The sequence below is a fragment of the Pelodictyon clathratiforme genome (assembly GCF_982375515.1).
Genome location: NZ_OZ455102.1, coordinates 876,282 through 902,358, shown reverse-complemented (window position 1 = coordinate 902,358; position 26,077 = coordinate 876,282). Strand labels below are relative to the sequence as shown.

24 protein-coding genes and 4 tRNA genes are annotated in these 26,077 nt (G+C 48.7%); 15 read left to right on the top strand and 13 right to left on the bottom strand.

Features of this window, described 5'->3' with window-relative positions; genetic code table 11:
* Positions 1-111 precede the first annotated feature (111 nt).
* From AC56AD_RS04350 to AC56AD_RS04315, 8 genes are all read right to left on the bottom strand, one after another.
* On the bottom strand, positions 112-543 hold the full coding sequence (locus tag AC56AD_RS04350; RefSeq protein WP_012507658.1) for a lysozyme: 432 nt from the start codon (positions 541-543) through the stop codon (positions 112-114).
* Positions 544-653: 110 nt separating this feature from the next.
* A complete protein-coding gene (locus AC56AD_RS04345) occupies positions 654-920 on the bottom strand; it encodes a phage tail protein (RefSeq protein ID WP_012507656.1) in 267 nt (88 codons plus the stop codon).
* A 74-nt stretch (positions 921-994) separates the two neighbouring features.
* Entirely contained in the window at positions 995-2,752 is a 1,758-nt protein-coding gene (locus AC56AD_RS04340; RefSeq protein WP_012507655.1) for an ATP-binding protein, read from the bottom strand.
* A 195-nt stretch (positions 2,753-2,947) separates the two neighbouring features.
* Positions 2,948-3,943 (bottom strand): 3-oxoacyl-[acyl-carrier-protein] synthase III C-terminal domain-containing protein, encoded by a 996-nt coding sequence (locus AC56AD_RS04335; protein WP_012507654.1) that lies wholly within the window; start codon positions 3,941-3,943, stop codon positions 2,948-2,950.
* 7 nt (positions 3,944-3,950) lie between these two features.
* Positions 3,951-5,093 carry a pentapeptide repeat-containing protein gene (locus tag AC56AD_RS04330; RefSeq protein WP_223293983.1) on the bottom strand — a complete coding sequence of 381 codons (1,143 nt, stop codon included), beginning with the start codon at positions 5,091-5,093 and terminating at the stop codon, positions 3,951-3,953.
* Complete coding sequence (locus AC56AD_RS04325; protein ID WP_012507652.1) at positions 5,071-5,784, bottom strand: PB1 domain-containing protein; 714 nt, start codon at positions 5,782-5,784, stop codon at positions 5,071-5,073. Before AC56AD_RS04325 ends, AC56AD_RS04330 begins: the two co-directional genes overlap by 23 nt.
* Positions 5,785-5,879: 95 nt before the next feature.
* Positions 5,880-6,854, bottom strand: a complete 975-nt coding sequence (gene nadA, locus AC56AD_RS04320; RefSeq protein ID WP_012507651.1) for a quinolinate synthase NadA — start codon at positions 6,852-6,854, stop codon at positions 5,880-5,882.
* A gap of 46 nt (positions 6,855-6,900) precedes the next feature.
* Complete coding sequence (locus tag AC56AD_RS04315) at positions 6,901-7,290, bottom strand: co-chaperone GroES family protein (protein WP_012507650.1); 390 nt, start codon at positions 7,288-7,290, stop codon at positions 6,901-6,903.
* An 80-nt stretch (positions 7,291-7,370) separates the two neighbouring features.
* Between AC56AD_RS04315 and mreC the strand changes: the two genes are divergently transcribed.
* The 9 genes from mreC (at position 7,371) to nadB (ending at position 16,984) form a co-directional block, all read left to right on the top strand.
* Positions 7,371-8,213, top strand: a complete 843-nt coding sequence (gene mreC / locus AC56AD_RS04310; RefSeq protein WP_012507649.1) for a rod shape-determining protein MreC — start codon at positions 7,371-7,373, stop codon at positions 8,211-8,213.
* Positions 8,214-8,231: 18 nt separating this feature from the next.
* A complete protein-coding gene (locus tag AC56AD_RS04305) occupies positions 8,232-8,723 on the top strand; it encodes a hypothetical protein (protein ID WP_012507648.1) in 492 nt (163 codons plus the stop codon).
* 3 nt (positions 8,724-8,726) lie between these two features.
* The gene (gene mrdA, locus AC56AD_RS04300) at positions 8,727-10,652 is read left to right on the top strand and encodes a penicillin-binding protein 2 (RefSeq protein WP_012507647.1); all 1,926 of its coding nucleotides are present in this window, start codon (positions 8,727-8,729) and stop codon (positions 10,650-10,652) included.
* The gene (locus AC56AD_RS04295; RefSeq protein ID WP_012507646.1) at positions 10,649-12,136 is read left to right on the top strand and encodes an FAD-binding oxidoreductase; all 1,488 of its coding nucleotides are present in this window, start codon (positions 10,649-10,651) and stop codon (positions 12,134-12,136) included. The genes mrdA and AC56AD_RS04295 overlap by 4 nt, the downstream gene beginning before the upstream one ends.
* Before the next feature lie 8 nt (positions 12,137-12,144).
* Positions 12,145-12,618: an SsrA-binding protein SmpB gene (gene smpB / locus AC56AD_RS04290; protein WP_012507645.1), complete on the top strand. Its 474-nt coding sequence runs from the start codon at positions 12,145-12,147 to the stop codon at positions 12,616-12,618.
* Between the two features lie 26 nt (positions 12,619-12,644).
* Complete coding sequence (tyrS, locus tag AC56AD_RS04285; RefSeq protein WP_012507644.1) at positions 12,645-13,862, top strand: tyrosine--tRNA ligase; 1,218 nt, start codon at positions 12,645-12,647, stop codon at positions 13,860-13,862.
* Between the two features lie 82 nt (positions 13,863-13,944).
* Positions 13,945-14,490, top strand: a complete 546-nt coding sequence (locus AC56AD_RS04280) for a pyruvoyl-dependent arginine decarboxylase (RefSeq protein ID WP_012507643.1) — start codon at positions 13,945-13,947, stop codon at positions 14,488-14,490.
* Positions 14,491-14,668: 178 nt separating this feature from the next.
* Positions 14,669-15,289 carry a DedA family protein gene (locus tag AC56AD_RS04275; RefSeq protein WP_012507642.1) on the top strand — a complete coding sequence of 207 codons (621 nt, stop codon included), beginning with the start codon at positions 14,669-14,671 and terminating at the stop codon, positions 15,287-15,289.
* A 99-nt stretch (positions 15,290-15,388) separates the two neighbouring features.
* On the top strand, positions 15,389-16,984 hold the full coding sequence (gene nadB / locus AC56AD_RS04270; protein ID WP_012507641.1) for an L-aspartate oxidase: 1,596 nt from the start codon (positions 15,389-15,391) through the stop codon (positions 16,982-16,984).
* Between the two features lie 104 nt (positions 16,985-17,088).
* On the opposite strand, the gene AC56AD_RS04265 is transcribed toward nadB, so the two are convergent.
* Genes AC56AD_RS04265 through AC56AD_RS04255 form a run of 3 tightly spaced genes read right to left on the bottom strand, consistent with a single transcriptional unit; the run spans position 17,089 to position 20,007 of the window.
* Positions 17,089-17,922: an NAD+ synthase gene (locus AC56AD_RS04265; protein ID WP_012507640.1), complete on the bottom strand. Its 834-nt coding sequence runs from the start codon at positions 17,920-17,922 to the stop codon at positions 17,089-17,091.
* A 10-nt stretch (positions 17,923-17,932) separates the two neighbouring features.
* On the bottom strand, positions 17,933-18,487 hold the full coding sequence (locus tag AC56AD_RS04260; RefSeq protein WP_012507639.1) for a hypothetical protein: 555 nt from the start codon (positions 18,485-18,487) through the stop codon (positions 17,933-17,935).
* A gap of 8 nt (positions 18,488-18,495) precedes the next feature.
* Positions 18,496-20,007, bottom strand: coding sequence for a M23 family metallopeptidase (locus tag AC56AD_RS04255; RefSeq protein ID WP_012507638.1), 1,512 nt, complete (start codon positions 20,005-20,007; stop codon positions 18,496-18,498).
* Between the two features lie 200 nt (positions 20,008-20,207).
* Between AC56AD_RS04255 and murA the strand changes: the two genes are divergently transcribed.
* From murA to AC56AD_RS04225, 6 genes are all read left to right on the top strand, one after another.
* Entirely contained in the window at positions 20,208-21,482 is a 1,275-nt protein-coding gene (murA, locus tag AC56AD_RS04250; RefSeq protein WP_012507637.1) for a UDP-N-acetylglucosamine 1-carboxyvinyltransferase, read from the top strand.
* 79 nt (positions 21,483-21,561) lie between these two features.
* A tRNA-Ile gene (locus AC56AD_RS04245) sits at positions 21,562-21,635 on the top strand.
* A 30-nt stretch (positions 21,636-21,665) separates the two neighbouring features.
* Positions 21,666-21,742, top strand: a tRNA-Glu gene (locus AC56AD_RS04240).
* Positions 21,743-21,748: 6 nt separating this feature from the next.
* Positions 21,749-21,822 (top strand) — tRNA-Arg (locus tag AC56AD_RS04235).
* Positions 21,823-21,917: 95 nt separating this feature from the next.
* Positions 21,918-22,757, top strand: coding sequence for an AEC family transporter (locus AC56AD_RS04230; RefSeq protein WP_223293981.1), 840 nt, complete (start codon positions 21,918-21,920; stop codon positions 22,755-22,757).
* A 57-nt stretch (positions 22,758-22,814) separates the two neighbouring features.
* Positions 22,815-22,888: transfer RNA gene (locus tag AC56AD_RS04225), tRNA-Gln, on the top strand.
* 254 nt (positions 22,889-23,142) lie between these two features.
* Here the strand turns inward: AC56AD_RS04225 and AC56AD_RS04220 are convergent.
* Both AC56AD_RS04220 and acnB read right to left on the bottom strand, forming a co-directional pair.
* On the bottom strand, positions 23,143-23,292 hold the full coding sequence (locus AC56AD_RS04220) for a hypothetical protein (RefSeq protein WP_498984202.1): 150 nt from the start codon (positions 23,290-23,292) through the stop codon (positions 23,143-23,145).
* 141 nt (positions 23,293-23,433) lie between these two features.
* Positions 23,434-26,004, bottom strand: a complete 2,571-nt coding sequence (gene acnB / locus AC56AD_RS04215; protein ID WP_012507634.1) for a bifunctional aconitate hydratase 2/2-methylisocitrate dehydratase — start codon at positions 26,002-26,004, stop codon at positions 23,434-23,436.
* Positions 26,005-26,077 lie beyond the last annotated feature (73 nt).

The window sequence follows — 26,077 nt, the reverse complement described above, 5'->3', positions numbered from 1 at the left end:
TCAATATACGCAACAATATAACCTCATGACTCTATCAGGCAAAGGGCAAATGACAATTTTTTTGCCCCAAAACCGGAGAGTTTATCTCTCCCATACAAGAGATCAGAGAAGTCAAACCAAAAAGCGCTCCCGCTCACTCTCGCGCCGCGCAGAGAGGCCCGCCAGCACCTTCCCACCCGCCTTGTTCCACTTCAAAAACTCATCCGCCGCACCAGTCAGATTACCGGCATTCAGTTTTTTCAGCAAGGTCGAACTTTTCAATGAGCCGACGCCAAGATTAAAGGAAAAACTGATCAGCGCATCGAACATCCCCTGCGTCATCGGCGCCGTCACCAGCCCGTTAACTGCACGCTCAAAACGCTGAACATCCTTGACCAGAAGTGCATTTGCCTCCTCTTCATCAATTTTTTTCCCCGTTGTAACATCCGGGCCCGTATGGCCATACCCGATCGTCAGCTTTCCCCCCGGACAGACATACGTCGCAAGACGCAAACCCTCATACTTTCGAATAAGAGCAAACCCGTTTTCACTTGTCTGCATCATGGCAGGATATCGTTTAGAAGTTGCTCAACAAAACAGCAATCCATACGTGCCCACAGCTCCGCAACACCAACCTGGTCAAGAAACACAGGGAACCCAGGCAGCATCCCTCCTCAATCGCGCACAGGATAGATCCCCTCAACACAAATAAGAGAGCGAGGCTCACCCTGATTCCACGGGCGCTTCTGACCCTGCTCATCCAAGGGACGCAAATCAGGAAGCATGAAGTTCTGACGACCATCACCACCATAACTGATTCCAAGCAGACTGAACAATGCCGCATTGTTGTTAATCAAAAGCGTCTGGCCATTGCACTCCATAAAACCCCGCGGCACAAAATTTCCCGCAAAAAGTTTGATTACAGCAAGCATCTCATCCATAATCCACACTCCTTTTTGTTGAAACGTTATTGAAAGCGCTGTTTATTTCTACCCGAAATTCCTTTCACTCCCCTTCACACTTCGCTCACCGGATTGAGTATTGCACGCACCGCAACAGAGAGCGCCTTGAACGAGAATGGCTTCTGAATAAAATTAACTCCGTCCTGAATAATGGTATCATCCGAAATAACATCAGTGCTGTAACCAGACATAAAGAGCACTTTAATATCAGGAACGACCGATTTGATCCGTTGAGCAAGTTCAAACCCGTTCATCTCCGGCATCATCACATCAGTCAACAGCAAATCGATGCCTCCACGGTGTTGCTCCGCTATGAGAATGGCACGAGCGGGATTCGCTGTATACACATTGTAGCCATAGTGCTCAAGCATCTCCTTCAGCAATTCAAGCACCTCAGATTCATCGTCAACAAGGAGGATGGTCTCCTCTCCCTGGGTCGCCACGCTGGGATTGAGTTGCACCGTCCGGATTGACGCTGCACTGCTCCTGTGATGCGGAAAAAAGAGGGTAAAGGTGGCGCCGTGCCCCGGTTTGCTCTCGCATTTGATACTGCCGTTACTCTGTTTGACAATACCATAGACGGTAGAAAGCCCAAGACCATTACCGTCAGTTGCGAGCTTGGTTGTAAAAAAGGGCTCAAAAATATGGGGAAGATCTTTTGTATCAATACCGCACCCATCATCCGTAACAACAAGTTTAACATACTCTCCTGGCGCCGCACAGCAATGACCATGCGCACACTCCTCTTTCGTAACCGTCACCCTGCCGGTTTCCATGGTGATCTTGCCACCAGCAACCATAGCATCACGGGAGTTGAGGCAGAGATTGAGGATGATTTGGTCGATCTGGACGGGATCGATCTTGATCAAGGCATTCCGGCTGGCTGGAACCCAGACAAGCGTGATACTTTCATCGATCAGTCGCCGTAACATGGTGATAATCCCCTCTGCCATGCCATCAAGTCCTATTATTTTCGGAATGGCAACCCGTTTACAGGCAAAGTCAAGAAGCTGACCGGTTATTTCGGCAGAACGGGTTGCAACCTTCTGGATTGCCTCAAGATTGGAACGAACGGAAGAGGCAGGATCAACCTCTTTGCGGATGCTCTCGGCATGACCGAGGATAACATCAAGCATCTTGTTGTAATGCGCCATACCACCAGCAAGCTGACCGACCATCTCCATGTTCCGGAAATTTTCGAGTGCGTCCTGAAGCCTCGCATTCTCCTGTTCTATCTGTTTTTGCCTGGTAATATCAGAAAGAACGAGAAGGCATTGCTGGTTATCATTCCTGATAAGCGCATCAACACGCAAGATACGCGGAGTGAGAGATGTCGCCCCTGCAGACTCAACATGATCACGATAGAGAGAGATCTCACAAAAACCAGACCTCCTGAAACTGAACACATTATCAATCATGGCATTGAAGACGGAAATATCCTCAAAAGCGACGAACATTTCGAAACGACTCCCTTTCAAACGGGAACGTTCAACATCAAGCAACTTCGTAGCAGTCAGGTTAGCCTCAAGGATGGTGCCATCAGATGAAAGGGTCAAAAAGCCCTGCGAAGCAAAATCGTAAAGCTCAATAAAATATTCCAGACTCTTTTCAAGTTTCTCTCTCGACAGAAGCAGCTCATCCTTCTGAATCACACGTTCAATCTGATGAACCGAAAGTTCGTGAATAATGCGACGCATTTCCATACGTGAAGAGGAATAATCTGACTCTATCCCTTCACTGTTCCGCAAATGTTTTTCATCAGTGCAACGCAACAAGGAGTGATCATGGGTGTGGAATGTGCCGTCTGTCATAACTGTAAACTCTGTGGAATATCAACGTATTGTACCGCTCCGAATCTGAAACGACCGCCTGCAAGATACAATAAAACAATGCTTGTAACAAAAAATCCCCAACCAACCGGCATCTCAAAACCAGGTTGCCATGCAGGGGCACGGCATGCCGTGCCCCTACAGGTATGTCAGGTCGTAGATAACTTAACGGTATCCTCAATACGTCATCACCACCCCGCCAATGGAGAGCCCGGCGCCGGTGCCGACGAGGAGGAGTTTCTGGCCTCGCTGGAGGTTGCCGTCGCGCACACTCTGGTAGAGGGTGGCGGGAATGGAGGCGGCTACGCAGTTGCCGAGCTGGTGGAGTGTGCGCATGATTTTCGCTTCCGGCCAGCCGTAGCGCTGGAGGAGGAGCAGGCCGACTTTGCTTGACTGGTGGGGAACAACGAGATCGATGTCTGTGAGGCTTTTTGAGAGGCCGGGATAGAGCTCTTCGAGGAAGAGTTCATCGAGGCCTCTGACCATGCGCAGCACTGCGGGTCCATCCATGTGGAACAGGTCGTCATCGGGGTTGTGGCCGGGTTTTGCTGGATGACGTGCCGATCCTCCGCCTCTGATGGAGGTGAAGGCGGCGCCCTCTCCCCATGTTTTGAAATGGGCATGGTGCAGAGAGGAGCTGTCGCCCTCTGTGGCACGGGTGACAACAACAGCAGCAGCGGCATCCCCTACCAGTGTGGCTGATTCGGGCTCTTTGGGGTTTATTCCGCATGAGGAGATTTCGGAACTGGCGATGAGGATGTGGTTGTAGCGCCCGGCATTGATGTATGTTGCGGCTACGTCGAGGGCGGTGATGAAGCTGAGGCAGGTGGTGTGCACGCTCATGGCTGGAATTCCTGATTTGCCAAGACCGAGCTGGCGCTGGATCAGTGCGCCGGTATCGGGAATGGCCTGTTCGGGGGTTCCTGAGGCGTTGATGATGAGGCTGAGCTGGTCGGGCCTGAGCTTCGCTTCATCAAGCGCTTCACGCGCGGCCTCTGCGGCCATGAAGGAGGCGGTTTCTGTGGTGGCCCATCGTCGTTCACGCACGCCGTTGCGGCGCTCTATCCATCCGGAAGGGAGAGCGCAGATCGTTTCAAGCTCGGAGTTTGGTACGATGCGCGGAGGGAGATAGCGGCCAAGTCCGATTATTTTGAGGGGCAAGTTGAGCTGCATGAAGTGCTCATCCCTCCCTTTTGCGCATTAGTTCGACGAGCTCGGCTGTTCGTGATGCCTGTTTTTCAACCGCTTCTGCGAGGCGTTCCATGTCGGTCTGGCGTGCCCGCTCGGTTGCGCTGTCGAAGAGAATCGGTTTCTGGAATCCTTCGGAGAGCCGGAAGATGTGGATGCAGAGTTTGATGATAATGAAGTAAAATACCGGCAGCAGATACTCTGCGAAGATGACGGGCATCTCCTGGTAGTGCAGCATGAGCTCTGCCCAGTTTCCGCTGAAGAGTACCTCCCATTTCATGAAAAAATAGAGGTAGATGAGGGGGTGAAAGACGAGCAGGAAACGCATGATTTTCGACTGTCGCCGGTTGGCTTTTTCACTTTCGTATTTTGAGAGGAGCCAGGGGAAGTGGCCGACAAGCATGGCTGATCTGCGATCTTTGAGGTAGTGTGCCCCTTGCAGTGCGGAATCGATAAAGGAGGAGACCTGGCTCAGAAGTACCGTGGAGAGGATCATGGCCAGAAAGGCGTAGCTGATGTCATCGAACTTGAAAGAGCCGGAAAGGTAGGGCAGGGTTATGGTTTTGGGTTTGATGACGATAAAGAGCATGGCGATTCCTGCAAGCAGAAGAGAGAAGGTGTGGAGCTTGCGGGCGTGGCGAAGGCTTTCGATGACGGCATCGACGTTGGCTCCCTGCATGGAGTTTCCCGGGGGGTCGATCCTCAGCAGGGCTGCGGAGTCGGTGAGGGGTGAGTAGAGGCCGTTGACGCCAATATCACACCCATCGACGTCACGATAGGTGGTGAAGATGTCGATGGTGCTTTTGCTGAAATTGACTCCCCGAAGGTTGGTTCGGCTGATCTCTGCTCCCCTCAGGTCTGCGCCGCAGAGATCTGCTTCGGCGAGATTGGCTCCTTCAAGATTGGCTTTGGAGAGGTTTGCGCCGCCAAGTTGCGCCCCGGCGAGGTTTACGTATCGCATATCGAGTGAAGCGAGGGGCGCATCGTGCAGGTCGGGCCGGATATCCGGATGTTCCTGGCGCCACTGGTTCCAGGTCGTGACGCCCTCTTGAAGGAGCTTCAGATGTTCAGGATCGGCCATGTTCAGTACGAAATGTTGTGAAACTGTTTGTTCAGCCGGGATTTTTACCGACATACTTCAGAATGGCTCTGAAGAGTGAGGCGCTCTGCGTAACCTGGGTATAGGCTTCGTTTTGGGTCATATCCCTTTTCTCTTTTCTTATTTTGAGCCCAAGGGTACGGGCTGTATTTGCTACTCTGGCTATTGCACGAGCAAGATCGGATTCGTTGTTGATGGTAATATTCTCCATGTTTCGCTGAATGTAGCCGATGTTGTTGCGGACGCTGCTTTCGATGATACCGTCGTTGATGCTGTGCCGTTGTTTGTTGAAATCATCGTAGGGTGTGTTGTGCAGCGGCATGGAAAGGTCACCGGTGTAGTGTGCACAGAAGACGAGGGGATATTCGGCATATTTGCCCGCCGCACTTTCTGCCTGATAAGCTCTTACGGCTCCAATGATGGCGCCATAGAGGTGCCCTTCCTCGTCGTCCGGTTTGTTGTAGCGCTCGACCTGACCCATAACGAGGGCTTCATCGACCTCTTTGCCTGCCTTGTTGTTGAAGTAGTGGTTTTTCTCTTCGAAGGGCTTGAATTCGCTTTTTGATTTGGCGACGTCGGGTGCGGCTGAACTGTACCAGAGGTCAAAACCTGCCGCCTCGGCAACCGAGAGATGGGTTTTGTCGTGCCAGGCAAGCGCTGGCAGCGAGGAGCACATAAGGGAGAGAAGGGTGGAGAACGATGCTATCTTTCGTGCGCATGTATGCATGACAAACCTCCTTGTGTTTCGGTAGTTATGATAAAACATAAAAAATATACGCACCGTTTACAGAAAAACCTTGCCATGTTTTGGTGTCGCTGCTGTTAAGCGGGCGACATGTCGAGCATTCTTCGAATGGAGCCGAGGGATGCAAGGCGAAGTGTTTCGTCAATAATAATCTCGGGTTTGCGATCAAGCATGCACTGATAGAGTTTTTCAAGACTGTTCTGTTTCATCTGTGTGCAGAGGCTTCGGGGATTTTTGGAATCCTTTGGCGCTGGAATGAAGGTTTTCTGCGGTGATTGTTGCTGCATTTCATAGAGGATGCCAGGCTCGGTTGCCACAATGAAGGTGTTGGCAGCACTGGAGACAGTATACTCCAGCAGCGCTTTTGTTGAGCCGATGAATGCTGCATGACGAAGCACCTCTTCGCGGCATTCGGGATGGGCTATGAGTTCTGCGTCGGGTTGTTCCTGACATGCCTTGAGGATGACTGCTTCGGAAAAGGCGTCGTGTACATAGCAGCACCCCGGCCAGAGAATCATCTCTCTGTTGAGTTTTTTTGCGATGTATCCTCCGAGATTTTTATCGGGGCCGAAAATGATCTGCTGAGTGGCAGGAATCTGGCGGATGATCTGTTCGGCGTTGGAGGAGGTACAGGTGATGTCGGAGAGCGCTTTTATTTCGGCAGTCGAGTTGATGTAGGTGATGACGATGGCGCCGGGATAGCCTGCCTTGAATCTCCTGAAGGCCTCTTCCGGACAACTGTCGGCAAGTGGACAGCCGGCGTGTGCGTCAGGCATCAGTACTGTTTTTCCGGGATTGAGGATTTTGGCGGTTTCTGCCATAAAATAGACTCCAGCAAAAACAATGACATCGGCATTGTTTTTTTCGGCGGCCCGGGCAAGGGCAAGGCTGTCGCCCACAATATCGGCGACCTGCTGTATTTCAGGAAGGGTGTAATAGTGGGCAAGAATGAGGGCATTCATCTCTTTTTTCAGCGCATTGATCCTCCTGAAAAGTTCTTCATGCGAAAGAGGGGCGCTGGCGGAGCTGGCTGGAGCAATATCTCTGGTCATGGTCTGGTTTACGGTGTGGTTGCAGGCATGGGTTGTGGTGACGCTCTTATTTGAGGTAGTAGTCAAGATCGTCATCTTCCCTGATGAGGAGGAGAATCGCCGAATTGGGGACAATGATGTATCGCTCCTCTTCATATTCGATCTCATAGGAGCTGTTCTGGATAAAAATAGCCAGATCTCCCACTTTTGCCTGGAGTGGTATGTACTGTGCTGCTGAAACGCGCTCTTTCCAGGGTTCGTCCGATTCGGGTGGCGGGCCTACAGGGTAACCCGGCCCGGTTTTTATGATGTAGCCTGACTGAATTTTCTCTTTTTCCTGAACTCCCGGAGGAAGATAAATACCGGATTTGGTTCTCTCGCCAAGAGATTTTGGTTTGATTAATACTCTATCACCGACAACAACAAATTTATCTGTTATATTCACATTCTGCGTCATATGTTTTCTCTTGACCTATTGACCGGGCGCCTCTTGCGCCATGATGAGGAAAATGTAATAAAAAAAACGGAATATGAACCGTGAGGAAGTTTTTTACCCTTCTTTTCAAATACAATACCTGGCTGCTTTTTGCGGCATACTGCAGTATCGCGGTGATCTTTATTAAACTTCAGCAGGATGATATACTGGCAAAGATTCACACTGGCAGCATTGAGTTTGGCGCTGCTATCAATGAAAAGCTGACGGGTATCAGCTCCTTGTTTACTCTGAGCAGTGAAAACGATCGCCTGATGCAGCTTAACAGCGATCTGCTCTCGAGGGTGCTCATCCTTGAAACTGCGGCTGTTGATGAACGGAACCTCCGGAAAATTGCTGCCGACAGCAGCTTCAATGCTTCAGGGTTTCTTATGGCAAGGGTTGTTGACCGCAAATTCAGTGACCGTGACAATATGCTGGTGATTGATGCCGGATGGAGACGGGGAATAAAAAAAGATATGACCGTTCTGGTGCCACAGGGTCTGGTGGGGAGAGTCATCTCTGTTTCGGAAAACTATGCAAGGGTGATGCCGGTTATCCATCCGGATTTCAAGGTCTGCGTGGTAGCCGATTCATCGAACAACATGGGTATTCTCTCCTGGAGCGGAGGCAAAGAGTTCATCGCCCAGGTGGAACACATTCCCATCAGCAGCACGCTTAAAGTGCATGAACGCATAGTCACTTCCGATTTCAGTACCTTTTCAATACGGGGTATTCCTGTCGGAAGAGTGGTTCGCATAACACCTGATAACCTCTTTTACAGGGTTGATGTACGGCTTGCTGTGGATTTTGCGTCACTTACCCACGTACTGGTTGCTCCGCTGAAAATAGAACCGGAAAAGAGCGCGATTACCGGCAATACTCCGGAAAAACAAGAGATCCCTTAATTTTCAGATATTGACCTTGTGACAAGAAATATTCCCTTTTATCTTGTTGTACTCTGCATCGTCTCTCTGATGCAGGAGTTCGGCTTCTCCCACTTGACACTGTTCAAGGTCTCTTTTGATGCCGTCACCATCTTCCTCGCCTTTATTGCCATAACCACAAATCAGAAAACAAGCATGAGTTTCGGGTTTGCTGCAGGAGTGCTTGCGGGCCTCCTGACGGGAAACATGGGGTTACAGATGCTTGCAAGAACGGTCGGAAGTTTTGTTGCCAGTTTTTTTCAGACTCCCAAAGAGAGCCATGCAACGATTAAACAGAAATCAAGACGCTTTTATGGCGCTGTCATTGCTGCAGGACTCTGTACCAATGCCATTCTTGCCGTTGGAGAAAATCCTCTTGGCCTGTCGCTGGCTTACCGGCTGGTTGTTTTTGGTCTGCTTGAGTCACTCTTCAACATTATTTTAGCCTTGATTCTGAACAGGCTGTTTTTGAGAAAATCACTTGTAAACTGAACGATGGATAAACCCCAGCAAAGCGCCAGAACCGTCTCTTTTTTTGTGATTGCAGTTTTTACGGTACTGTTTGGCCGACTCTTCTATCTGCAGGTGCTTAATTATCAGCAGCTTGGATCAATTTCAACAACAAACAGCATCCGAAGAATCTGGATGCCGCCTCCGAGAGGACGGATGATTGACCGGAACGGGATTATCATTGTCGACAATCAGCCTCTCTATACAATCAAGATTATTCCTTCTGAATTCAGGAAAGAAAAAACTGCTTTTCTTGCGAGGCTGATACAGAAGCCAAAGGAGGAGCTGGATGAAAGTTACCGCAAGGGATATGCGTTTAACCGATTTTCAGCAACCATTGTAAACCGTAACCTTGATGCCATTGCAATAGCGAGAGTCAGCGAGAATCTCTGGCAGCTTCCCGGTGTCCTTATAGAGTCCGACAACAAACGACTCTATCCTGACGCCCTTTTTGGAACCCATCTCTTTGGCTATTTACGCTCGATATCGAGGGAAAAGCTTGATGAGCTGGCCGACCAGGGTTACTCTCAGGATGACAAAATCGGTTTCAGCGGACTGGAAAAATTTTATGAGGAGCGGCTGAAAGGTCAGAAAGGGGCCCGGTTTGAAATGGTTACCCCTTTGGGGAAATATGCGGGAAAATACGATGACGGAAAGAGCGATATCGTCTCCATAAAGGGGGATGATCTCTATCTGGCTATTGACGGTGGACTGCAGCAACTTGCTGAACAATTGCTGAGAAAAACGGGAAAATCAGGGGCTGTCGTGGCTATTGACCCCTCAACCGGCGGAGTCCTTGCCCTTGCCAGCGCACCGGACTATGATCTTGATATCTTCAACGGTTCTACTGATCGCAAAGGATGGAACAGTATTCTTACCAATCCGTCAAAACCGCTTTTTAACCGCACCGTTCAGGCTGTTTATCCGCCAGGATCCATTTACAAGATGATTCTTGCGATGGCAGCGCTTGAGGAAAAGAGATTTGATCCGAAGAAGAAGATACTCGATAACGGGGTCTTCATCTATGGAAAACGACGATTTCTCAGCAATGAGGGTAGGGGGCACGGATGGGTGGATATGAGAGAGGCCATTACGGTTTCATCCAATGTCTATTTTTATAACCTGATTTTTCCTGTGGGGTTTGAGAACTGGACAAAATATGGCGCCATGTTCGGTTTTGGACAAAAAAGCGGTATTGACCTGCCTGGCGAGAGGGCCGGACTTCTTCCATCAACCAGTTACTACAATAAACGGTATGGCGAGAACAGGTGGACAAAGGGCTATCTGGTCAGCCTTGCGATTGGCCAGGGTGAGCTTGGCACGACACCGGTGCAGCTTGCTGCCTATGCTGCGGCCATTGCCAACAATGGCACACTCTATCAGCCTCATCTTGTTAAAGGATATCGCGATACGGCTACGGGTAAATATTTTCCCTTCCTCTATACAAAACAGGAGCTTCCGGTTTCAGCAGAAACATTCGCTCTTATCAAGGATGGTATGATCGGGGTTGTACGACGGGGTACAGGCACGCTGGCCCAGGTACCTGGTGTAACTGTTGCAGGAAAAACCGGAACTGCACAAAATCCCCATGGGAAGGATCATGCGTGGTTTATTGCTTTTGCTCCGGTGGAGAATCCAAAAATCGCCATGGCGGTGCTTGTGGAGAATGCTGGTTTCGGTGGCGCCATTTCGGCTCCGATTGCCCGTGAACTGATCCGCTACTATGTGAAGGGTGAGAAGGTGGCTGTTGCACCGGAAAGAAAAGGAAACGCACCCGCTGATAGTGTGCTGCAAGCTGATAGTACGGATACAGCGATACCGGCAGCAGTGCAACCGGAAAAGGTCATCAATAACGCTGAACCTGTTACCGGTGAACGTATTGACAACAAGAGTGGAGAGGTGAGCGAATGATCTATAAGCATGATCCGGCATCCATACAGGGGTTTCTTGAGGATACGAGCAATCTGAAGAGCGGTCATACTCCGGGTGTTTTTTTCCCTGAGAATGGGGATGATATTTCCGGACTCCTGAAAGGTGCAACAGAAGAGAGACGCCGCTTCACCATTGCCGGTAATGGAACCGGAACAACTGGTGGCAGAATTCCTATGGGTGAATATGTCATTTCGATGCAATTGCTTGACCGAATCGGCGAACCGGTGCCTCTCGACGGGAAGAGGGCTTACATAACGGTCGAGGCTGGAGCCCACCTTGCGGCTATTCAGAAAAAGGTGGAAGAGGCTGGCTGGTTTTATCCTCCCGACCCGACGGAAAAGCTCTGTTTTATCGGAAGCACCATCGCAAACAACTCTTCAGGAGCACGCAGTTTTAAGTATGGCCCGACGCGAAACCATATTGCCCGACTCCTCATCATTCTGCCGCAGGGTGAGTGCATCAACCTTTCGCGTGGGGCCTCTCTGGCAGACAAGGAGGGTTTCTTCTATTTCAAGCTGCCTTCCGGCGGTGAACTGACTTTCAGGAGAGCGGCTTACCATATGCCTGAAACCTCAAAGCACAATGCCGGATATTTTTCGGATGAGGGAATGGATCTGATTGACCTCTTTATCGGTTCCGAGGGAACGCTCGGGGTTATTGTGGAGGCTGATCTCATGCTCATTCCCTTGCCAGCGGCGGTTATCTCCTGTCTGGTCTACTTCGCTCATCTTGATGAGCTCTTCTCCTTTGTCGGGCGGCTTAAAGAGCCGGGCAATGGTATTTCAGCACGGGCAATTGAGTTTTTTGATTCCCGTTCGCTCGAATTTCTTGCAAAAAAGTATCCTGAAGTGCCCCATAATTGCGAGGGCGCAATTTTTTTTGAAGTGGAAACTACTGCCCAGAGAGAAGAGAACGACCTTGATACCCTTTTCAATCATATGGAGTCGTGCAATGCCATGACCGATCTCTCCTGGGTGGCGCTTGATCGTGATGAACAGGAGCGGTTGCGGGAGTTTCGTCACGCTTTGCCGCTTCTTGTCAACGATTGGCTGAGTCGGCAGCATGAAAGTAAAATCAGTACCGATATGGCTGTTCCGGATGGCCGTTTCCGTGAACTCTTTGATTTTTATTGCACTTCTTGCGAACAACAGGGCTTTGTCTATATTATTTTTGGTCATATAGGAGATGCTCATGTACACTTGAACATTCTGCCGCGCAACAGGGAGGAGTTTTTGGAGGCGAAGGCCCTGTACCGGAAGTTTGTTGGCAAGGCGCTTGAACTGGGAGGAACGCTTTCTGCAGAGCATGGCATCGGCAAGCTCAAGGCGGAATATCTTGTGGGTATGTATCAGGACACTGGTATTCGGGAGATGGCCCGGATAAAGAAATATCTGGATCCTTTTCTGGTGCTCAACAGGGGAAATATTATTCCTGCCGCATATTTGGAAACTGAAAATCATTAACGATCACGGTGGCAAAAAAGCAACAGACTCAGCAATATGTTCAGGCCATTCAAAACAGAAAGGCCCGGTTCGAATTTGAAATTCTCGATACCCTCGTTGCCGGTATCCAGCTTTTTGGAAGCGAGGTGAAATCGGTACGCCTGGGGCAAGCGAGTCTGAGCGACAGCTTTGCCATCATCCTTCGTAATGAGATCTGGCTTGAAGGTATGCAGATTACTCCGTATGCGCATAACCGGATGGAGCTGATTGAAGCGAAGCGGAGTCGTAAACTGCTGCTGCATAAAGAGGAAATCCGCAAAATCGAGGCAAAAATCAGTGAAAAAGGGCTTACGCTGGTGCCATTGAAGGCCTTTTTCAACTCGAAAGGCCTCCTGAAAATTGAACTTGCCATAGCCAAAGGCAAAAAGCTCTACGACAAGCGCGAAACGATCAAGGCGAGGGAAAATCAGCGTCAGATGGAGCAGATAAAAAAACAATACTAAACAGATAAAAATAAGAGGAAATCCATATGCTTTTTCCATCTGTACAGGAACAGCTTGATCTTATTGTTGCCAATGTGGTGGAAATCATCAGCGTTGAAGAACTTGAACAGAAATTGCGTCAGAGCCTGAAATGCGGTCTGCCACTGAAAATAAAACTTGGCGCTGATCCATCCCGCCCTGACTTGCATCTCGGTCATTCGGTCGTTTTGCGGAAGCTCCGGGAGTTTCAGGATTTTGGCCATGAGGCTATTCTTATTATTGGCGATTTTACCGCCATGATCGGCGACCCTTCGGGAAAAAGCAAGACGCGACCGCAGCTTTCAGCCGAAGAGGCGCGGGAAAATGGTTTAAGTTACTTTGAGCAGGCTTCGAAAATTCTTGACCCTGAAAAAACGACGATCTGCTATAATGCCGACTGGCTTGGCAAGATGAGTTTTGCCGATGTCATCAAACTTTCAAGCCACTATACGGTGGCCCGGATGCTTGAGCGTGATGACTTCGAGAGGCGGTATCGGGCTCAAGAGCCCATCTCAATTCATGAGTTCCTCTATCCGCTTGCTCAGGGCATGGATTCAGTGCATCTGAAAAACGATGTTGAACTTGGCGGTACTGACCAGAAATTTAATCTGCTGGTCGGCAGGGCTTTGCAGCGGGAGTATGGTATTGAACCGCAGGTCTGCATTACCATGCCCTTGCTCGTGGGCACTGACGGAAAGGAGAAGATGTCGAAATCACTTGGCAACGCCATCTGTTTCAATGACTCCCCTTCCGATATCTATGGCAAGGTACTTTCGATTCCCGACACGCTCATTGAAACGTACTGCAAACTTCTGGTGCCAAAGGAAGATGAGGGGGTTGGGGCTATTCTCGACGAGATAACGGAAAATCCGAGAACCGCCAAGCGGGCTCTGGCAAAGACAATTGCAGCTCTCTACTCTTCACAAAAAGAGGCTGATGATGCGGAATCACAATTTGATCAGCTCTTCATTCATAAAAAAGCGCCTGACCATATTGAACTTTTTGAATTTGATGAGTCGTCCATATCACTGATCGATCTCCTCGTCACCCTTGGCGCCGCCACGTCAAAAAGTGACGCTCGACGGATGATTCAGCAGAAATCGGTTCTTGTTGATGAGAGGAAGATCGAAGAGATTGCGGAGTGTATTGAACTCAGCCTGGAAGCAAAAATCATCAGGGCTGGAAAAAGAAGGTTTTTTAAAGTGGCCGCAAGAAAAACATTTTGAATACGACTGCTTTTTCCTATAATTCGTCAATTTCGATACTGGGAACACTTTACACAATAAAATTAAATCCGGAGGCACGGCATTGTCATTTGTCCCATCAAAAGTTTTTTTCACCAAAGGTGTGGGAAGGCACAAAGAATATCTCTCCTCGTTCGAGCTTGCCCTGAGAGAGGCCAAAATCGAGAAATGCAATCTGGTTACAGTATCAAGTATTTTTCCTCCTCACTGTGAGCGCATCAGTGTGGAAGAGGGTGTAAAGCTGCTTTCTCCGGGGCAGATCACCTTTGCTGTCATGGCCCGTAATTCAACCAATGAGTTCAACCGTCTTATTGCCGCTTCAGTCGGCGTCGCCATTCCTGCTGATGATACACAGTATGGTTATCTGTCGGAACACCATCCGTTTGGAGAGTCCGCCGAACAGTCTGGTGAATATGCCGAAGATTTGGCGGCAACGATGCTTGCAACCACCCTTGGTATTGAGTTTGATCCGAACAAGGACTGGGACGAACGTGAGGGTATTTACAAAATGAGTGGAAAAATCATCAATTCATACAACATCACTGAAACCGCAGAGGGCGAAAACGGTCTCTGGACAACCGTTATTTCCTGCGCCGTTCTCCTGCCGTAACGGCTCTCCGTTCGGCTCCCGAGGGTGCTGAACGCGAAGATTTTTTTTCGCCGAAAAGAGGGTGACCCTGTCTGAAAAAAGTTAACAAACGGGTAATGGGCTTTTTTTGACCACCTGCTACCCGTTTGTTAACTGGTTGGCCACACAGGCAGAACCCATATTATTTCAGTGACTGCTCATGATTTATCTTGCCTCATTCCAGAATATTCGTACCCTTGAGGAGTTGATTCTCTGGGGTGGCTATCTGTTGCTCTTTATCATTATTTTTGCCGAAACCGGCCTGTTTGCAGGCTTTTTTCTTCCGGGTGACTCTCTGCTCATAACGGCAGGGCTTATCGCGGCATCAGGAGCTCTCGACATCGTCCTCCTGATCACAATCCTTTCGTGTGGAGCGATTCTGGGTGATACAACGGGCTATTTTATCGGAAAAAAGCTTAAAAACTCAATCTTTTCAGCAGAGAATTCCCGTTTTTTTCGTCGCGAACATTTGCTGAAAACAGAGGCTTTTTATCGGAAACATGGTTCAAAAACGGTGTTTCTTGCTCGTTTTGTGCCGATCGTACGCAGCTTTACGGCGACTCTGGCGGGTGTGACCGGGATGCCGTTCGGGCTCTTCTTTTTTTTCAGTTTCTGCGGCTCTCTTGTCTGGGTTCTCTGTTTTACGCTGATCGGTTTCTTTATTGCAAGCCTCTTTCCTGATATTGTTAAATATCTGCACGCCGTCATCCTTGCAGGAATAGTCCTTATCGTAGCCACTGCCCTGAAAAGCCTGAGGCAGAAAAATAAAGCTGCGCGGTGAAGATGTATCTTGTTTCGGGCAGAGAGGCTCACGGATATGTATACTTGCTATGGTATTTTCTACACAGTAACCATTAATCAAACTGGGCACATCACAGTTATGACTGAATCGATCAAAACTGATGTTCTGGTGATCGGCAGCGGCATAGGCGGACTCTATTTTGCCATTCATATGGCCGATTACGCCAAGGTAACGATTATCACAAAAAAGGAGAGTTCCACATCCAATACCAATTGGGCCCAGGGTGGAATCGCTGCCACCATCGATCATAATGACAGTGCTGAGCTGCATATCGCTGATACCCTTGATGCCGGGGCAGGATTGTGCAACCTCGAAATGGTCACTCTCATGGTAAATGAGGGACCTCAGCATATCGAGCGTCTGATGCAACTTGGTGTTAACTTTACCACTTCAGATCATGACCACCTGCACCTCGGCAAGGAGGGTGGCCACTCCAGAAGCCGCATTGTTCATGCACAGGATCTGACCGGACGTGAGGTTGAAACGGCTCTTCTTGATCGTATCAACAGCCACCCCAATATCACCCTGCTTGAGCACCATTTTGCCATCGAACTGCTTACCGAGCACCATCTCGATATTAAGACGAACAGCATCAACTGTTACGGAGCTTACGTGCTCGACTCACGCCAAAGGCAACCGAAAAAGATTCTGGCAAAAATTACCATGCTCGCATCAGGAGGACTTGGCCATATCTATCCCTACACCACAAATCCGGAGATAGCTACTGGTGATGGTGTGGCGATGGGATATCGGGCTGGAGCTGAAATTGCCAATATGGAGTTTATCCAGTTTCATCCAACCGCTCTCTACCATCCTAAAGCTAAATCTTTTTTGATTTCGGAAGCTGTCCGGGGATTTGGCGGTATCCTGAGACTGAAAAATGGTCAGGAGTTTATGCATAAATATGATAAACGCCTGAATCTGGCTCCCCGCGATATTGTGGCCCGCGCCATTGACTCGGAGATCAAAAAAAGTGGTGAAGAGTGTGTCTTTCTTGATGTAACGCATATCGACGCGGAAAAAACAAAGGAACATTTTCCCAACATTTATGAAACCTGTCTCGGTTTTGGTATTGATATGACGAAGGAGATGATCCCGGTTGTTCCTGCAGCACACTATTCATGCGGTGGCATGCGCACCGATGACAAAGGGCGCACCACCATAGAAAGGCTTTATGCATGCGGAGAGACGAGTTGTACCGGGGTTCATGGTGCTAACCGTCTTGCAAGCAACTCTCTGCTTGAAGCGCTGGTCTTTGCCTGGAGGGCATATCTTGATATCAGCGAAGAGGTGAAGAAACATGACAACCATGTCGATTTTCCTGACTGGGACGATACGGGTACCGTCAATCCGGAAGAGTGGATTTTGGTATCACACAACAAACGGGAGGCACAGCAGGTGATGAATGACTATGTCGGGATTGTGCGCAGTGACCTGCGCCTGCAGCGTGCGAAAAGACGGATTGATTTTCTTAAGGAGGAGACGGAGTCCTACTACAAGAAGACAAAGATAACGACTCAGATTCTTGAGCTTCGCAATATCATCAAAGTGGCGAGCCTGATCATCGAGAGTGCCATCAAGCGCCGTGAATCGAGAGGACTGCATTATACAACCGATTATCCCAACAGAGACGACAAACATTTTCTGATTGATACGGTGTTGCGATCGTTTTAACAACCATCTTATCATGCAACGGGTTATCCGGATATCTGTAGGGGCACGCCATGGCGTGCCCTTACAAATGATGGCGTGCCCCTGCAGATAATAGCATGCCGCCCCTACCTCACCTCCTGCCAATCTCTTGCATAGCGGAAATCGATACCGGGTGTCCGGCCTGATAGTTTGGCTATAACGGGCATCATCCTTTTGTACTGGTTCCTGACAACCATCTTCCTGACACGGTCATAGAAGGGTTCCTCTATCCCCTGGCCAAGGATCGCATGTTTATCCATTCTCTTTTCAAGCATCATATAGAGGAGCAAATCAACGGCTTCATAACTGAATCCGAGATCATCCTCATCGCTCTGTCCTTCCCAGAGGTCGGCTGAAGGCGCTTTGACAATAAGGGGCTCCGGAATGGCGAGATGACGGGCAAGACCTCGTACCTGGGTTTTATAGAGATCGCCAATTGGATTGATGGCTGAAGCCATATCGCCAAAGAGGGTGCCGTAACCAAGAAGCAGTTCTGTTTTGTTGCTTGTTCCGGTGACCAGGCGACCATCTCTTGCTGAAACATCATAGAGCAATATCATCCTCGTGCGCGCCATAATATTGCCCCTTCTCAACAACTGATTTTCCGGTACAGAGGAAAAAAAAGCATCGACAACAGGCGTAATCGGCATCTCTTCGGCCTGTATGCCGAGCTTTTTAATCATGAGTTCCGCATGTTCGAGACTTTCCATACTGCTTGAAGCATAGGGCATCATAAGCCCTAAAACGTTCTGCCTACCCAGTGCGCGAACCGCCAGTTCACAGACAACAGCCGAATCGATACCGCCTGACAGACCAAGTACGACCGAACTGAATCCGAACTTTCGAAGCTCATTGAAAAGAAATGCTTTGAGAATATCCTCTACCAGGTGATAATCGAGATGGAGATCCTGAACCTTCATAATGGGCCGTCTAAAAGTTGAACAATCGAATGAGTGAGCCAATCAGTAAAAAAGCTGCTGTGTTGACCACCACTACAAAAAAACCGGTATTTCTTAATGCTGATGCTGAAAGAGTTTCATCATGGTCAAGCAGCAGCTTTAAACCATTTCTGCCAATGACAAGAGCATAGCCGAGAGCAAACGCAGCAAAAAACCAACTCAGGGAGCCCGTAAAATAGAAAAGTTCAAAGAGCCATACGGGGGTCATCGCATAGGAGAAAACCGTGAGCACTTTCGATTTGAAACTCTCTGTGTGTTGCGGCCGGAGCAAGAAGAGCGCTCCTCCCATCATGAGATAGAGCGCTGCGACATCAATGAGAAAGGTGGCAATGGTAAAGAACATGGCTGGTCGGGGTACACCGATCAGAGGAAATTTTACGAACTGCACAAGGGCAATAACCGGAACGGCATACTCCCTGAGTACACTGGACTCCCCAGCTACCTCTCTCTTCTTGATAGCACGCCATAACGTGCTATTACGGAACAGGAGAGCAAACATTGAGGAAAAAAGTTCATGAACGCCCATAAGAGTGCTTATCTAAGCCATTTTGAAGGGTTTTGCTTGACTCGGCCTTTCCATATCTCAAAATGCACAACGGAAGCTCCCTCAGCAGTTTTTCCGGCGAATCCAAGCAGTTGCTGCGACTTGATAATATCGTCTCGTGCTACACTTAACTGACCCAGATTGGCATACACGGTAAGATAAGATTGCGGATGGCGAACAATAACGATATTGCCAAAAGTGGGAAGAAAGGCAATCTGGACTACCTTGCCACCAGAAACAGCCCTTACCTGCGTGTTGGAAGGGACAGAAATATCGATCCCGTTATTGGTGGTTACAATTCTGAGATCCTTGTCTTTTACCGTTCCAAACCTTTTGGAGACGACACCATTCTGTACAGGCCAGGGCAGTGAACCAAATGCTCTGTCAAAATTTGCGGAAACGCCTTCCAACTCGGGAGAATCCAGATTGAGTGTTTGATTGCCTTGCTCTTTTTCCGGACTCTTCATGGCTCTCTGCGGGGCCTCTTCCATCGCTTTGTTTGCAGTATCAGGAGCCACTCTTTGTTCGACCGTTTTTTTCTTCTTCACACGAACCCGCCCGACAGCAGGACGTTCGGTCCGAAGGTGCTCTTGCTCAGGCTGTTTTTGCTCAAGTCGTTGGGCCTCAAGTCGTTTTTGCTCAAGTTGCAGGGTCTTGCGACGCCTTGCTTCAAGATTTTTTCTTCTCCGTTCACGTTCAGCCTCCAGAGCACGCTGCTCAGCCAGAATGAGTGACTCTATCCTTGACTGCAATTGCATACGTTTCTGCTGGACAGTTGCAAGCTGTGCGAGATATTCCTGCTTGTTTTTCTTTAACCGGTCAAGTACCACCTCTTTCTCTTTTTTACTGGCTGACCAGCTTTTCAACTGCTGCTCCTGCTCCCTGACGACTTTAGCTTTTTGCTGATAGCTCTGCTCAAGCGCAATCCTGCTATTTTCAAGCTTTGCAGCAACCTGCTGCAGCTCTTCGACATTGCTGCGGACAGAACGGGTAAAAAAACCCATATATTGCGCGCGTACCAGAGCTTTGGAAACGGAACCTGCAGCAAAAAAATGCTCTATATCCCTGTTTCCACCATATTTATATGCTGATATCACCGTCCTGCGAAAATCATCAGAAACCCTGCCATAAATCTTGCGATTCCCCTGAAGCTCATCATGAAGACGGTCAATATCACCATCGAGCCTGGTGAGATAGCTCTGGTTTTCATTGATCATCTTTTCAAGTACCAGAATCTGGCTACGAATATTTTCCAGAGCCTTAAATGAGTGTGACTCTTTTTTTGTTGTCAACTTCAGTTTTGATTGGTACTCCTGGAGCTGCAGCTTGAGATTCGAAAGGTTTTTTTCAACTGCTGCACGCTCTTTCATGATCTTTGTGATCTCGCCGTTTCTCGGCAATGCTACCGTTGTTGGGGGCGACAGCACTGATACAAGCAAGAAGAGAACGCTGGCTATGCGCAATACTCTATAAAAAAAAGCAGGTGGAACGATAAAGGTCATAAAAAATCCCCAGGCATTAAAAATTCTGCTACCCTTACAAATAAAAATGGTGAGAAGAGACCATCGAAAAACACAAGAAAAACATCAACTCAAGGTAAAGGATAAAATCTTTTCTTCGCAAACGGTCAAAGAAAAAAAAATTTGTTTTTCTTGACCTGAAATAATGGTAACTATCCGTTTTTCATCAGCGTATCGAATACATGGACAAGCTTGTCATAAAGGGCGGTAGCCGCATCTCCGGCACTATAACGGCCTCAGGCTCAAAAAATACCTCTCTGCCAATCATTGCCGCAACACTGCTTACCGGCAATGGCACCTTTACCCTTCATCATATCCCTGATCTGAAGGATATCGTGACCTTTACCCAGCTTTTGCACCACCTGGGAGCTGAAACGACCTATGAGGGCAACACCCTGAAGGTTTCATCCCGCAATGTACAAAGTCTTCAGGCACCCTATGAACTGGTAAAAAAAATGAGGGCATCGATCTATGTTCTTGGACCGATGCTTGCACGATTTGGCCACGCAAGAGTCTCTCTTCCCGGGGGATGTGCTTTCGGACCACGCCCCATTGACCTTCATTTGATGGCTATGGAAAAACTTGGCGCCACGATCACCATCGAAACCGGATTTATTGATGCCACCATTCCAGGCGGAAAACTGCAGGGTGGCCATATCACCTTCCCGATCTCTTCTGTCGGTGCGACGGGAAATGCTCTCATGGCGGCTGTCCTTGCCGAGGGTACCACAACCATCAGCAATGCGGCTGCAGAACCTGAAATTGAGACGCTCTGCAAATTTCTCATCGCAATGGGAGCAACAATCAGGGGAACAGGAACAACCGAACTTGAAATAGAGGGGTGCAATACACTCAAAGCTATTGAATTTAAGAACGTTTTTGATCGCATCGAAGCTGGGACACTTCTTGCGGCTGCAGCCATAACTGGAGGAGATATTACTGTTAATGGCGTTGAACCCGAACAGATGAAAGCTGTACTGAAAAAATTTGTGCACGCGGGATGCCTGGTTGAGACAACAGACAACAGCATAACCCTGAAAAGTCCGAAAAAGCTTATTCCAACCGATGTCACCGCAAAGCCTTATCCAGCCTTTCCAACCGATATGCAGGCCCAATGGATTGCTCTGATGACGCAAGCTGAAGGATCAAGTCATATTACCGACAAGGTCTATCATGAACGGTTCAACCACATCCCTGAGCTGAATCGGCTTGGCGCCCATATTGAGATCCATAAAAATCAGGCAATTGTTCACGGACCGCAACAGCTCTCGGGTACGAAGGTCATGTCAACCGATCTGAGAGCCTCAGCAAGCCTTGTTCTTGCAGGCCTTGTCGCTGAAGGAACAACGGAAGTACTGCGAGTTTACCACCTCGACCGGGGATATGAAAAGATCGAAATAAAACTGAACAGCCTTGGTGCCGATATCAGCAGGGAAAAGTATGATGAATTTCACTGACTTTAATAAAAAAGAGGATTATTTTTTTGGATATTATCAGCAATGCATTATATTAACTGCCTCTAAAGCTAAGCATTGAGGGCCCTTAGCTCAGTTGGTCAGAGCAAGCGACTCATAATCGCTGGGTCGTAGGTTCAAGTCCTACAGGGCCCACCGTATTGTGAATGAGAAAAAAAATTACCTGGCGTGTTCGTCTAGTGGCCCAGGACATCGCCCTCTCAAGGCGAAGATCACGGGTTCGAATCCCGTACACGCTACCATAACAAGCACCCGTAGCTCAACTGGATAGAGTATCTGACTACGAATCAGACGGTTAGAGGTTCGACTCCTCTCGGGTGCACTCCCTTCTTCCTGGCTTAACAGCTTTTCTCTCTTTCGGCGATGCTTGACCTTGCTTTTCTTCTCGCTCCTGTATTTGCAACATTTTTTCTGGGAATGTTTTTGCGGAAAACATCAGTTTTTGATGATTACGCGCCGGATGTTCTTTTTAAGCTTGTTTATCATTTGACGCTTCCTGCACTCCTGATTTCCGTACTTTCCTGGGTGGTCATCAGTCGTGCGATGCTTTTTCTTCCTCTTCTCTCTTCGCTTCTTATCCTTTTGACGCTCGCAGCGGCTTTGCTCACGGGAAAAGCCATCAAGATGCAAAAAAAAACCTGGTTGGTAGTTGCAGGTGGCTCAATGATCATGAATGTGGGCTTTGTCATACCCTTCATTCAATCATTTTATGGAGACGATGGGCTGGCTCGCCTCTTCATCTTTGATCTTCCGAATGGGTTGTTGGCTTCTGCAGTGGTCTGCACGTTTGGCAACAATGATGGAGGTGCCACTAAAAATGGCCTGCTCAAGAAACTCATCACCTCCCCCCCTCTTCTGGCCCTGATTGCAGCTCTTCTGATGAATGCATTTGATCTGCGTCCCATGCCCATTGCAACCTCAGTACTGCACTCCATCGGCAAGCTGACGATACCGCTCATGCTTCTTGCTCTCGGGGCATCATTCAGGATAACAAAAATCAACCCATTCCATCTTGCTGTCGCCATCGTCCTGCGCATGGTTCTCGGACTTGCTCTCGGAGTATGGCTTGCCAGCCTGTTTGGCCTTGAAGGGCTCGACCGGGCCATTGTGGTACTCTCAGCTTCCGCACCGGCAGGGTTCTCAACCATCAGCCTTGCCTCGATTGAGGAACTTGACCACGAATTTGCCGCAACTCTTGTAGCATCTTCGATGATCGTGGCAATGATTCTTATTCCTGTACTTCTCACCATTCTCTAAAAAAAAAGAGAAAAGAAAATTGGAATAAATTATTTTTTACTATATTCACCTCACTATTGAGGAGTGGCCAAATTGGTAAGGCTCCTGATTCTGGATCAGGCAATTTGCAGGTTCGAGTCCTGCCTCCTCAGCAAAAAAAAAGAGACAAACTAACCATTTGTCTCTTTTTTTTTGCTGAAATCCCGATCATTATCTGATTATCCGTGCTGCCGGGCAACCTCTCGCTGACCAAACTGTTTGCAGCTTCAGCCTTTTTGCACATTCACTCTTTTTACACCCGCAAGCACCATAGCCGATACCTTTTCATGAGCATCCGTGGTGCAAAAAAAAAGAGACAGAACTTGCGTTCTGCCTCTTTGACATAAGAGACCGGAAAACCGGAAACTTATTTTGCAGGTGCTTCTGCTGCTGGTGCTTCTGCTGCTGGCGCTGCAGGTGCTTCTACCGGTGCTTCTACTGGTGCTTCAGCTTTTTTTGCGCAGCCAACGAAAGAGACTGAGCTCAAAAGAAAGAGGAAAATGAAAAGTTTTTTCATTGCTATTATTATTTTTGTTGTTTGATAATTGACAGCTTCATCAGCTCTCGAATAATAAAAAAAAACAGCGACTTTTCAAAAGCCTACTGTATGGCGGAATATGCAAAAAAATTTCACATCCCGCCTTAATAAATATTTTTTTTACTCAACAAGCAACTCTAATTCTGCTTTTTCAAGCTTGTGAAAGTTAAGATATTGGTAAACATTCTCCTCTTTTTCGCCTGAGAGATGACGGTTGATGATTTCCATATACTCATCTTTGTTTGGCAGGTGACCAAGAAGGGCGCATACTGCAGCAAGCTCCGCTGAGCCAAGATAGACCTGTGCTCCCGTGCCCATGCGGTTATCGAAGTTTCTTGTGCTGGTAGAGAAGACTACGGCATTATCGGCGACCCTTGCCTGATTACCCATGCACAGTGAACATCCCGGACGCTCAATACGGGCTCCGGATGCGCCAAATATCGAGTAATAGCCCTCTTCGATCAGTTTTGTCATATCCATTTTCGTGGGAGGAACAATCCAGAGCTTTACCGGGGCAACACCCTTGTTGCGCAAAATTTCGCCGAGAGCGCGGAAATGGCCAATATTGGTCATACAACTTCCAACAAAGACCTCGTCAATGACTTTCGGCCTGTCGTCGGTACGAAGCACCTCACTGAGCGTCATGACATCATCAGGATCGTTGGGGCAGGCAAGAATCGGCTCGGTAATTTTGTTCATATCGACCTCGATAACTGCTGCATACTCTGCATCACTGTCTGGCTCAAGAAGAGAGGGGTTTGCAAGCCAGGCTTCCATTTTACCGATTCGACGTTGCAGGGTATCAGCATCGCCATAGCCCAGCTCTATCATTTGTTCGAGCAATTTGACGTTTGAGCTGAGATATTCGATAACCGGTTCTTTATCGAGCCGGACAGTGCAGGCCGCAGCGCTTCGTTCGGCAGAAGCATCACTGAGTTCAAAAGCTTGCTCAACCTTGAGTTTCGGCAGCCCTTCGATTTCAAGAATACGACCGGCAAAGACGTTTTTCTTGCCTTTCTTTTCGACGGTCAGCAAGCCTTGCTTCAAGGCCACATAGGGAATGGCGTTGACCAGATCCCGCAATGTAATACCTTGCTGCATCTCACCAGTAAAGCGCACAAGCACTGATTCAGGAACATTCAAAGGCATGGTTCCGGTAACACCTGCAAATGCTACAAGCCCTGAACCTGCCGGGAACGAAATGCCGATTGGAAAACGGGTATGGGAATCAGCGCCAGTACCAAGTGTATCGGGCAGCACCATGCGGTTCAGCCATGTGTGAATAACACCGTCTCCGGGTTTAAGCGAAACGCCGCCCCTGCTCATGATAAAGTACGGGAGGCTTCTGTGCAACTTCACATCAGAAGGCTTTGGATAGGCTGATGTATGGCAAAAGCTCTGCATTAAGAGATCAGCGCTGAAACTGAGTGCTGCAAACTCTTTCACCTCGTCACGGGTCATGGCTCCGGTTGTATCCTGTGAACCAACCGTAAGTGTCTCTGGTTCAACATACATCCCCGGACGCACACCCTGAAGACCACAGGCCTTGCCGATCATTTTCTGGGCAAGCGTGTAACCTTTACCGCTGTCTGCAGGCTGTTCAGGACGCAGGAAGAGGTTGTCTTCACCTAATCCGAGAGCTTTTCGTGCCTTTCTGGTCAGGGTTCGGCCAATAATCAGGGGAATACGTCCTCCGGCACGAACCTCGTCCGCAATCGTATTCGGGGAGAGTTCGAACCGCGCGATCACTGCACCGTTTTTCTCTATGGTACCTGTGGCAAGATAAAGATCAATAACATCGCCCATCTCCATTGCCGTCACATCAGCCTGGACAGGCAAGGCACCCGAATCCTCTGCTGTATTGAAAAAAATGGGAGCAATAATGCTGCCAATAACCACTCCACCGCTCCGCTTGTTGGGTACTGCTGGAATATCGTTACCAATGTGCCACTGAACCGAGTTGATTCCCGACTTCCGGCTTGATCCGGTACCGACAACATCGCCAACATAAGCAAGTGGATGGCCTTTCGTTTTCAGCTCGGCAATGGTTTCTATCGGATTGGTTATCTTGGTACCAAGCATACAGCGGGCATGAAGAGGAATATCGCTGCGAGTAAATGCCTCACTGGCTGGAGAAAGATCGTCCGTATTGGTTTCACCCGGTACTTTGAAAACCGTAAGGGTCATTTTTTCCGGAAGTGTTGGCCTGGAGGTAAACCATTCTGCTTCTGCCCATGACTTGAGCACCTCTTCAGCATAGGTATTGGTTTTTGAGAGGTCAACCACAACATCGAACAGGTCATAGACCAGCAAGGTCTTTTTCAGCATCGCAGCAGCTTCTCTGCATATCGTCGGATCGTCATGACCGAGCGCATCAACAAGAGGCTTGACATTATAGCCTCCGAGCATGGTTCCCAGAATGCTGACGGCTTCCACTTTGTCAATCACGCTGCAGGAGAGCTCTCCCTTGAGGATAGCATCAAGAAAAGCGGCTTTTTCAAAGGCGGCATCATCAACGCCCGGGCTAATATGTTCACGAAACAACTCAAGCAGATACTCCGGCTCCTCAACGACTTCCTGCTGAAGCAGACCAACAAGCAAACGGGTCTGCTCGGCCGTTAATGGTAAGGGTGGAATGCTGAGCTTTGCTCGCTCTTCAGTATGTGCGCGATATTGGTCTACAAGACTCATAAGGTCAATCTCCATGTGTTTATGTGTATGTGAAAACGAATAGACTTCAGGTAAATGCAGGCGAAAACGCCTA

Bases quoted from the DNA above. Each gene is read 5' to 3' on its own strand.
- AC56AD_RS04350 (WP_012507658.1), bottom strand. From the start codon at position 543: ATGATGCAGACAAGTGAAAACGGGTTTGCTCTTATTCGAAAGTATGAG.
- AC56AD_RS04345 (WP_012507656.1), bottom strand. From the start codon at position 920: ATGGATGAGATGCTTGCTGTAATCAAACTTTTTGCGGGAAATTTTGTG.
- AC56AD_RS04340 (WP_012507655.1), bottom strand. From the start codon at position 2,752: ATGACAGACGGCACATTCCACACCCATGATCACTCCTTGTTGCGTTGC.
- AC56AD_RS04335 (WP_012507654.1), bottom strand. From the start codon at position 3,943: ATGCAGCTCAACTTGCCCCTCAAAATAATCGGACTTGGCCGCTATCTC.
- AC56AD_RS04330 (WP_223293983.1), bottom strand. From the start codon at position 5,093: ATGTCGGTAAAAATCCCGGCTGAACAAACAGTTTCACAACATTTCGTA.
- AC56AD_RS04325 (WP_012507652.1), bottom strand. From the start codon at position 5,784: ATGCATACATGCGCACGAAAGATAGCATCGTTCTCCACCCTTCTCTCC.
- nadA (WP_012507651.1), bottom strand. From the start codon at position 6,854: ATGACCAGAGATATTGCTCCAGCCAGCTCCGCCAGCGCCCCTCTTTCG.
- AC56AD_RS04315 (WP_012507650.1), bottom strand. From the start codon at position 7,290: ATGACGCAGAATGTGAATATAACAGATAAATTTGTTGTTGTCGGTGAT.
- mrdA (WP_012507647.1), top strand. From the start codon at position 8,727: ATGGATAAACCCCAGCAAAGCGCCAGAACCGTCTCTTTTTTTGTGATT.
- AC56AD_RS04295 (WP_012507646.1), top strand. From the start codon at position 10,649: ATGATCTATAAGCATGATCCGGCATCCATACAGGGGTTTCTTGAGGAT.
- tyrS (WP_012507644.1), top strand. From the start codon at position 12,645: ATGCTTTTTCCATCTGTACAGGAACAGCTTGATCTTATTGTTGCCAAT.
- AC56AD_RS04275 (WP_012507642.1), top strand. From the start codon at position 14,669: ATGATTTATCTTGCCTCATTCCAGAATATTCGTACCCTTGAGGAGTTG.
- nadB (WP_012507641.1), top strand. From the start codon at position 15,389: ATGACTGAATCGATCAAAACTGATGTTCTGGTGATCGGCAGCGGCATA.
- AC56AD_RS04265 (WP_012507640.1), bottom strand. From the start codon at position 17,922: ATGAAGGTTCAGGATCTCCATCTCGATTATCACCTGGTAGAGGATATT.
- AC56AD_RS04260 (WP_012507639.1), bottom strand. From the start codon at position 18,487: ATGGGCGTTCATGAACTTTTTTCCTCAATGTTTGCTCTCCTGTTCCGT.
- AC56AD_RS04255 (WP_012507638.1), bottom strand. From the start codon at position 20,007: ATGACCTTTATCGTTCCACCTGCTTTTTTTTATAGAGTATTGCGCATA.
- murA (WP_012507637.1), top strand. From the start codon at position 20,208: ATGGACAAGCTTGTCATAAAGGGCGGTAGCCGCATCTCCGGCACTATA.
- AC56AD_RS04230 (WP_223293981.1), top strand. From the start codon at position 21,918: ATGTTTTTGCGGAAAACATCAGTTTTTGATGATTACGCGCCGGATGTT.
- AC56AD_RS04220 (WP_498984202.1), bottom strand. From the start codon at position 23,292: ATGAAAAAACTTTTCATTTTCCTCTTTCTTTTGAGCTCAGTCTCTTTC.
- acnB (WP_012507634.1), bottom strand. From the start codon at position 26,004: ATGAGTCTTGTAGACCAATATCGCGCACATACTGAAGAGCGAGCAAAG.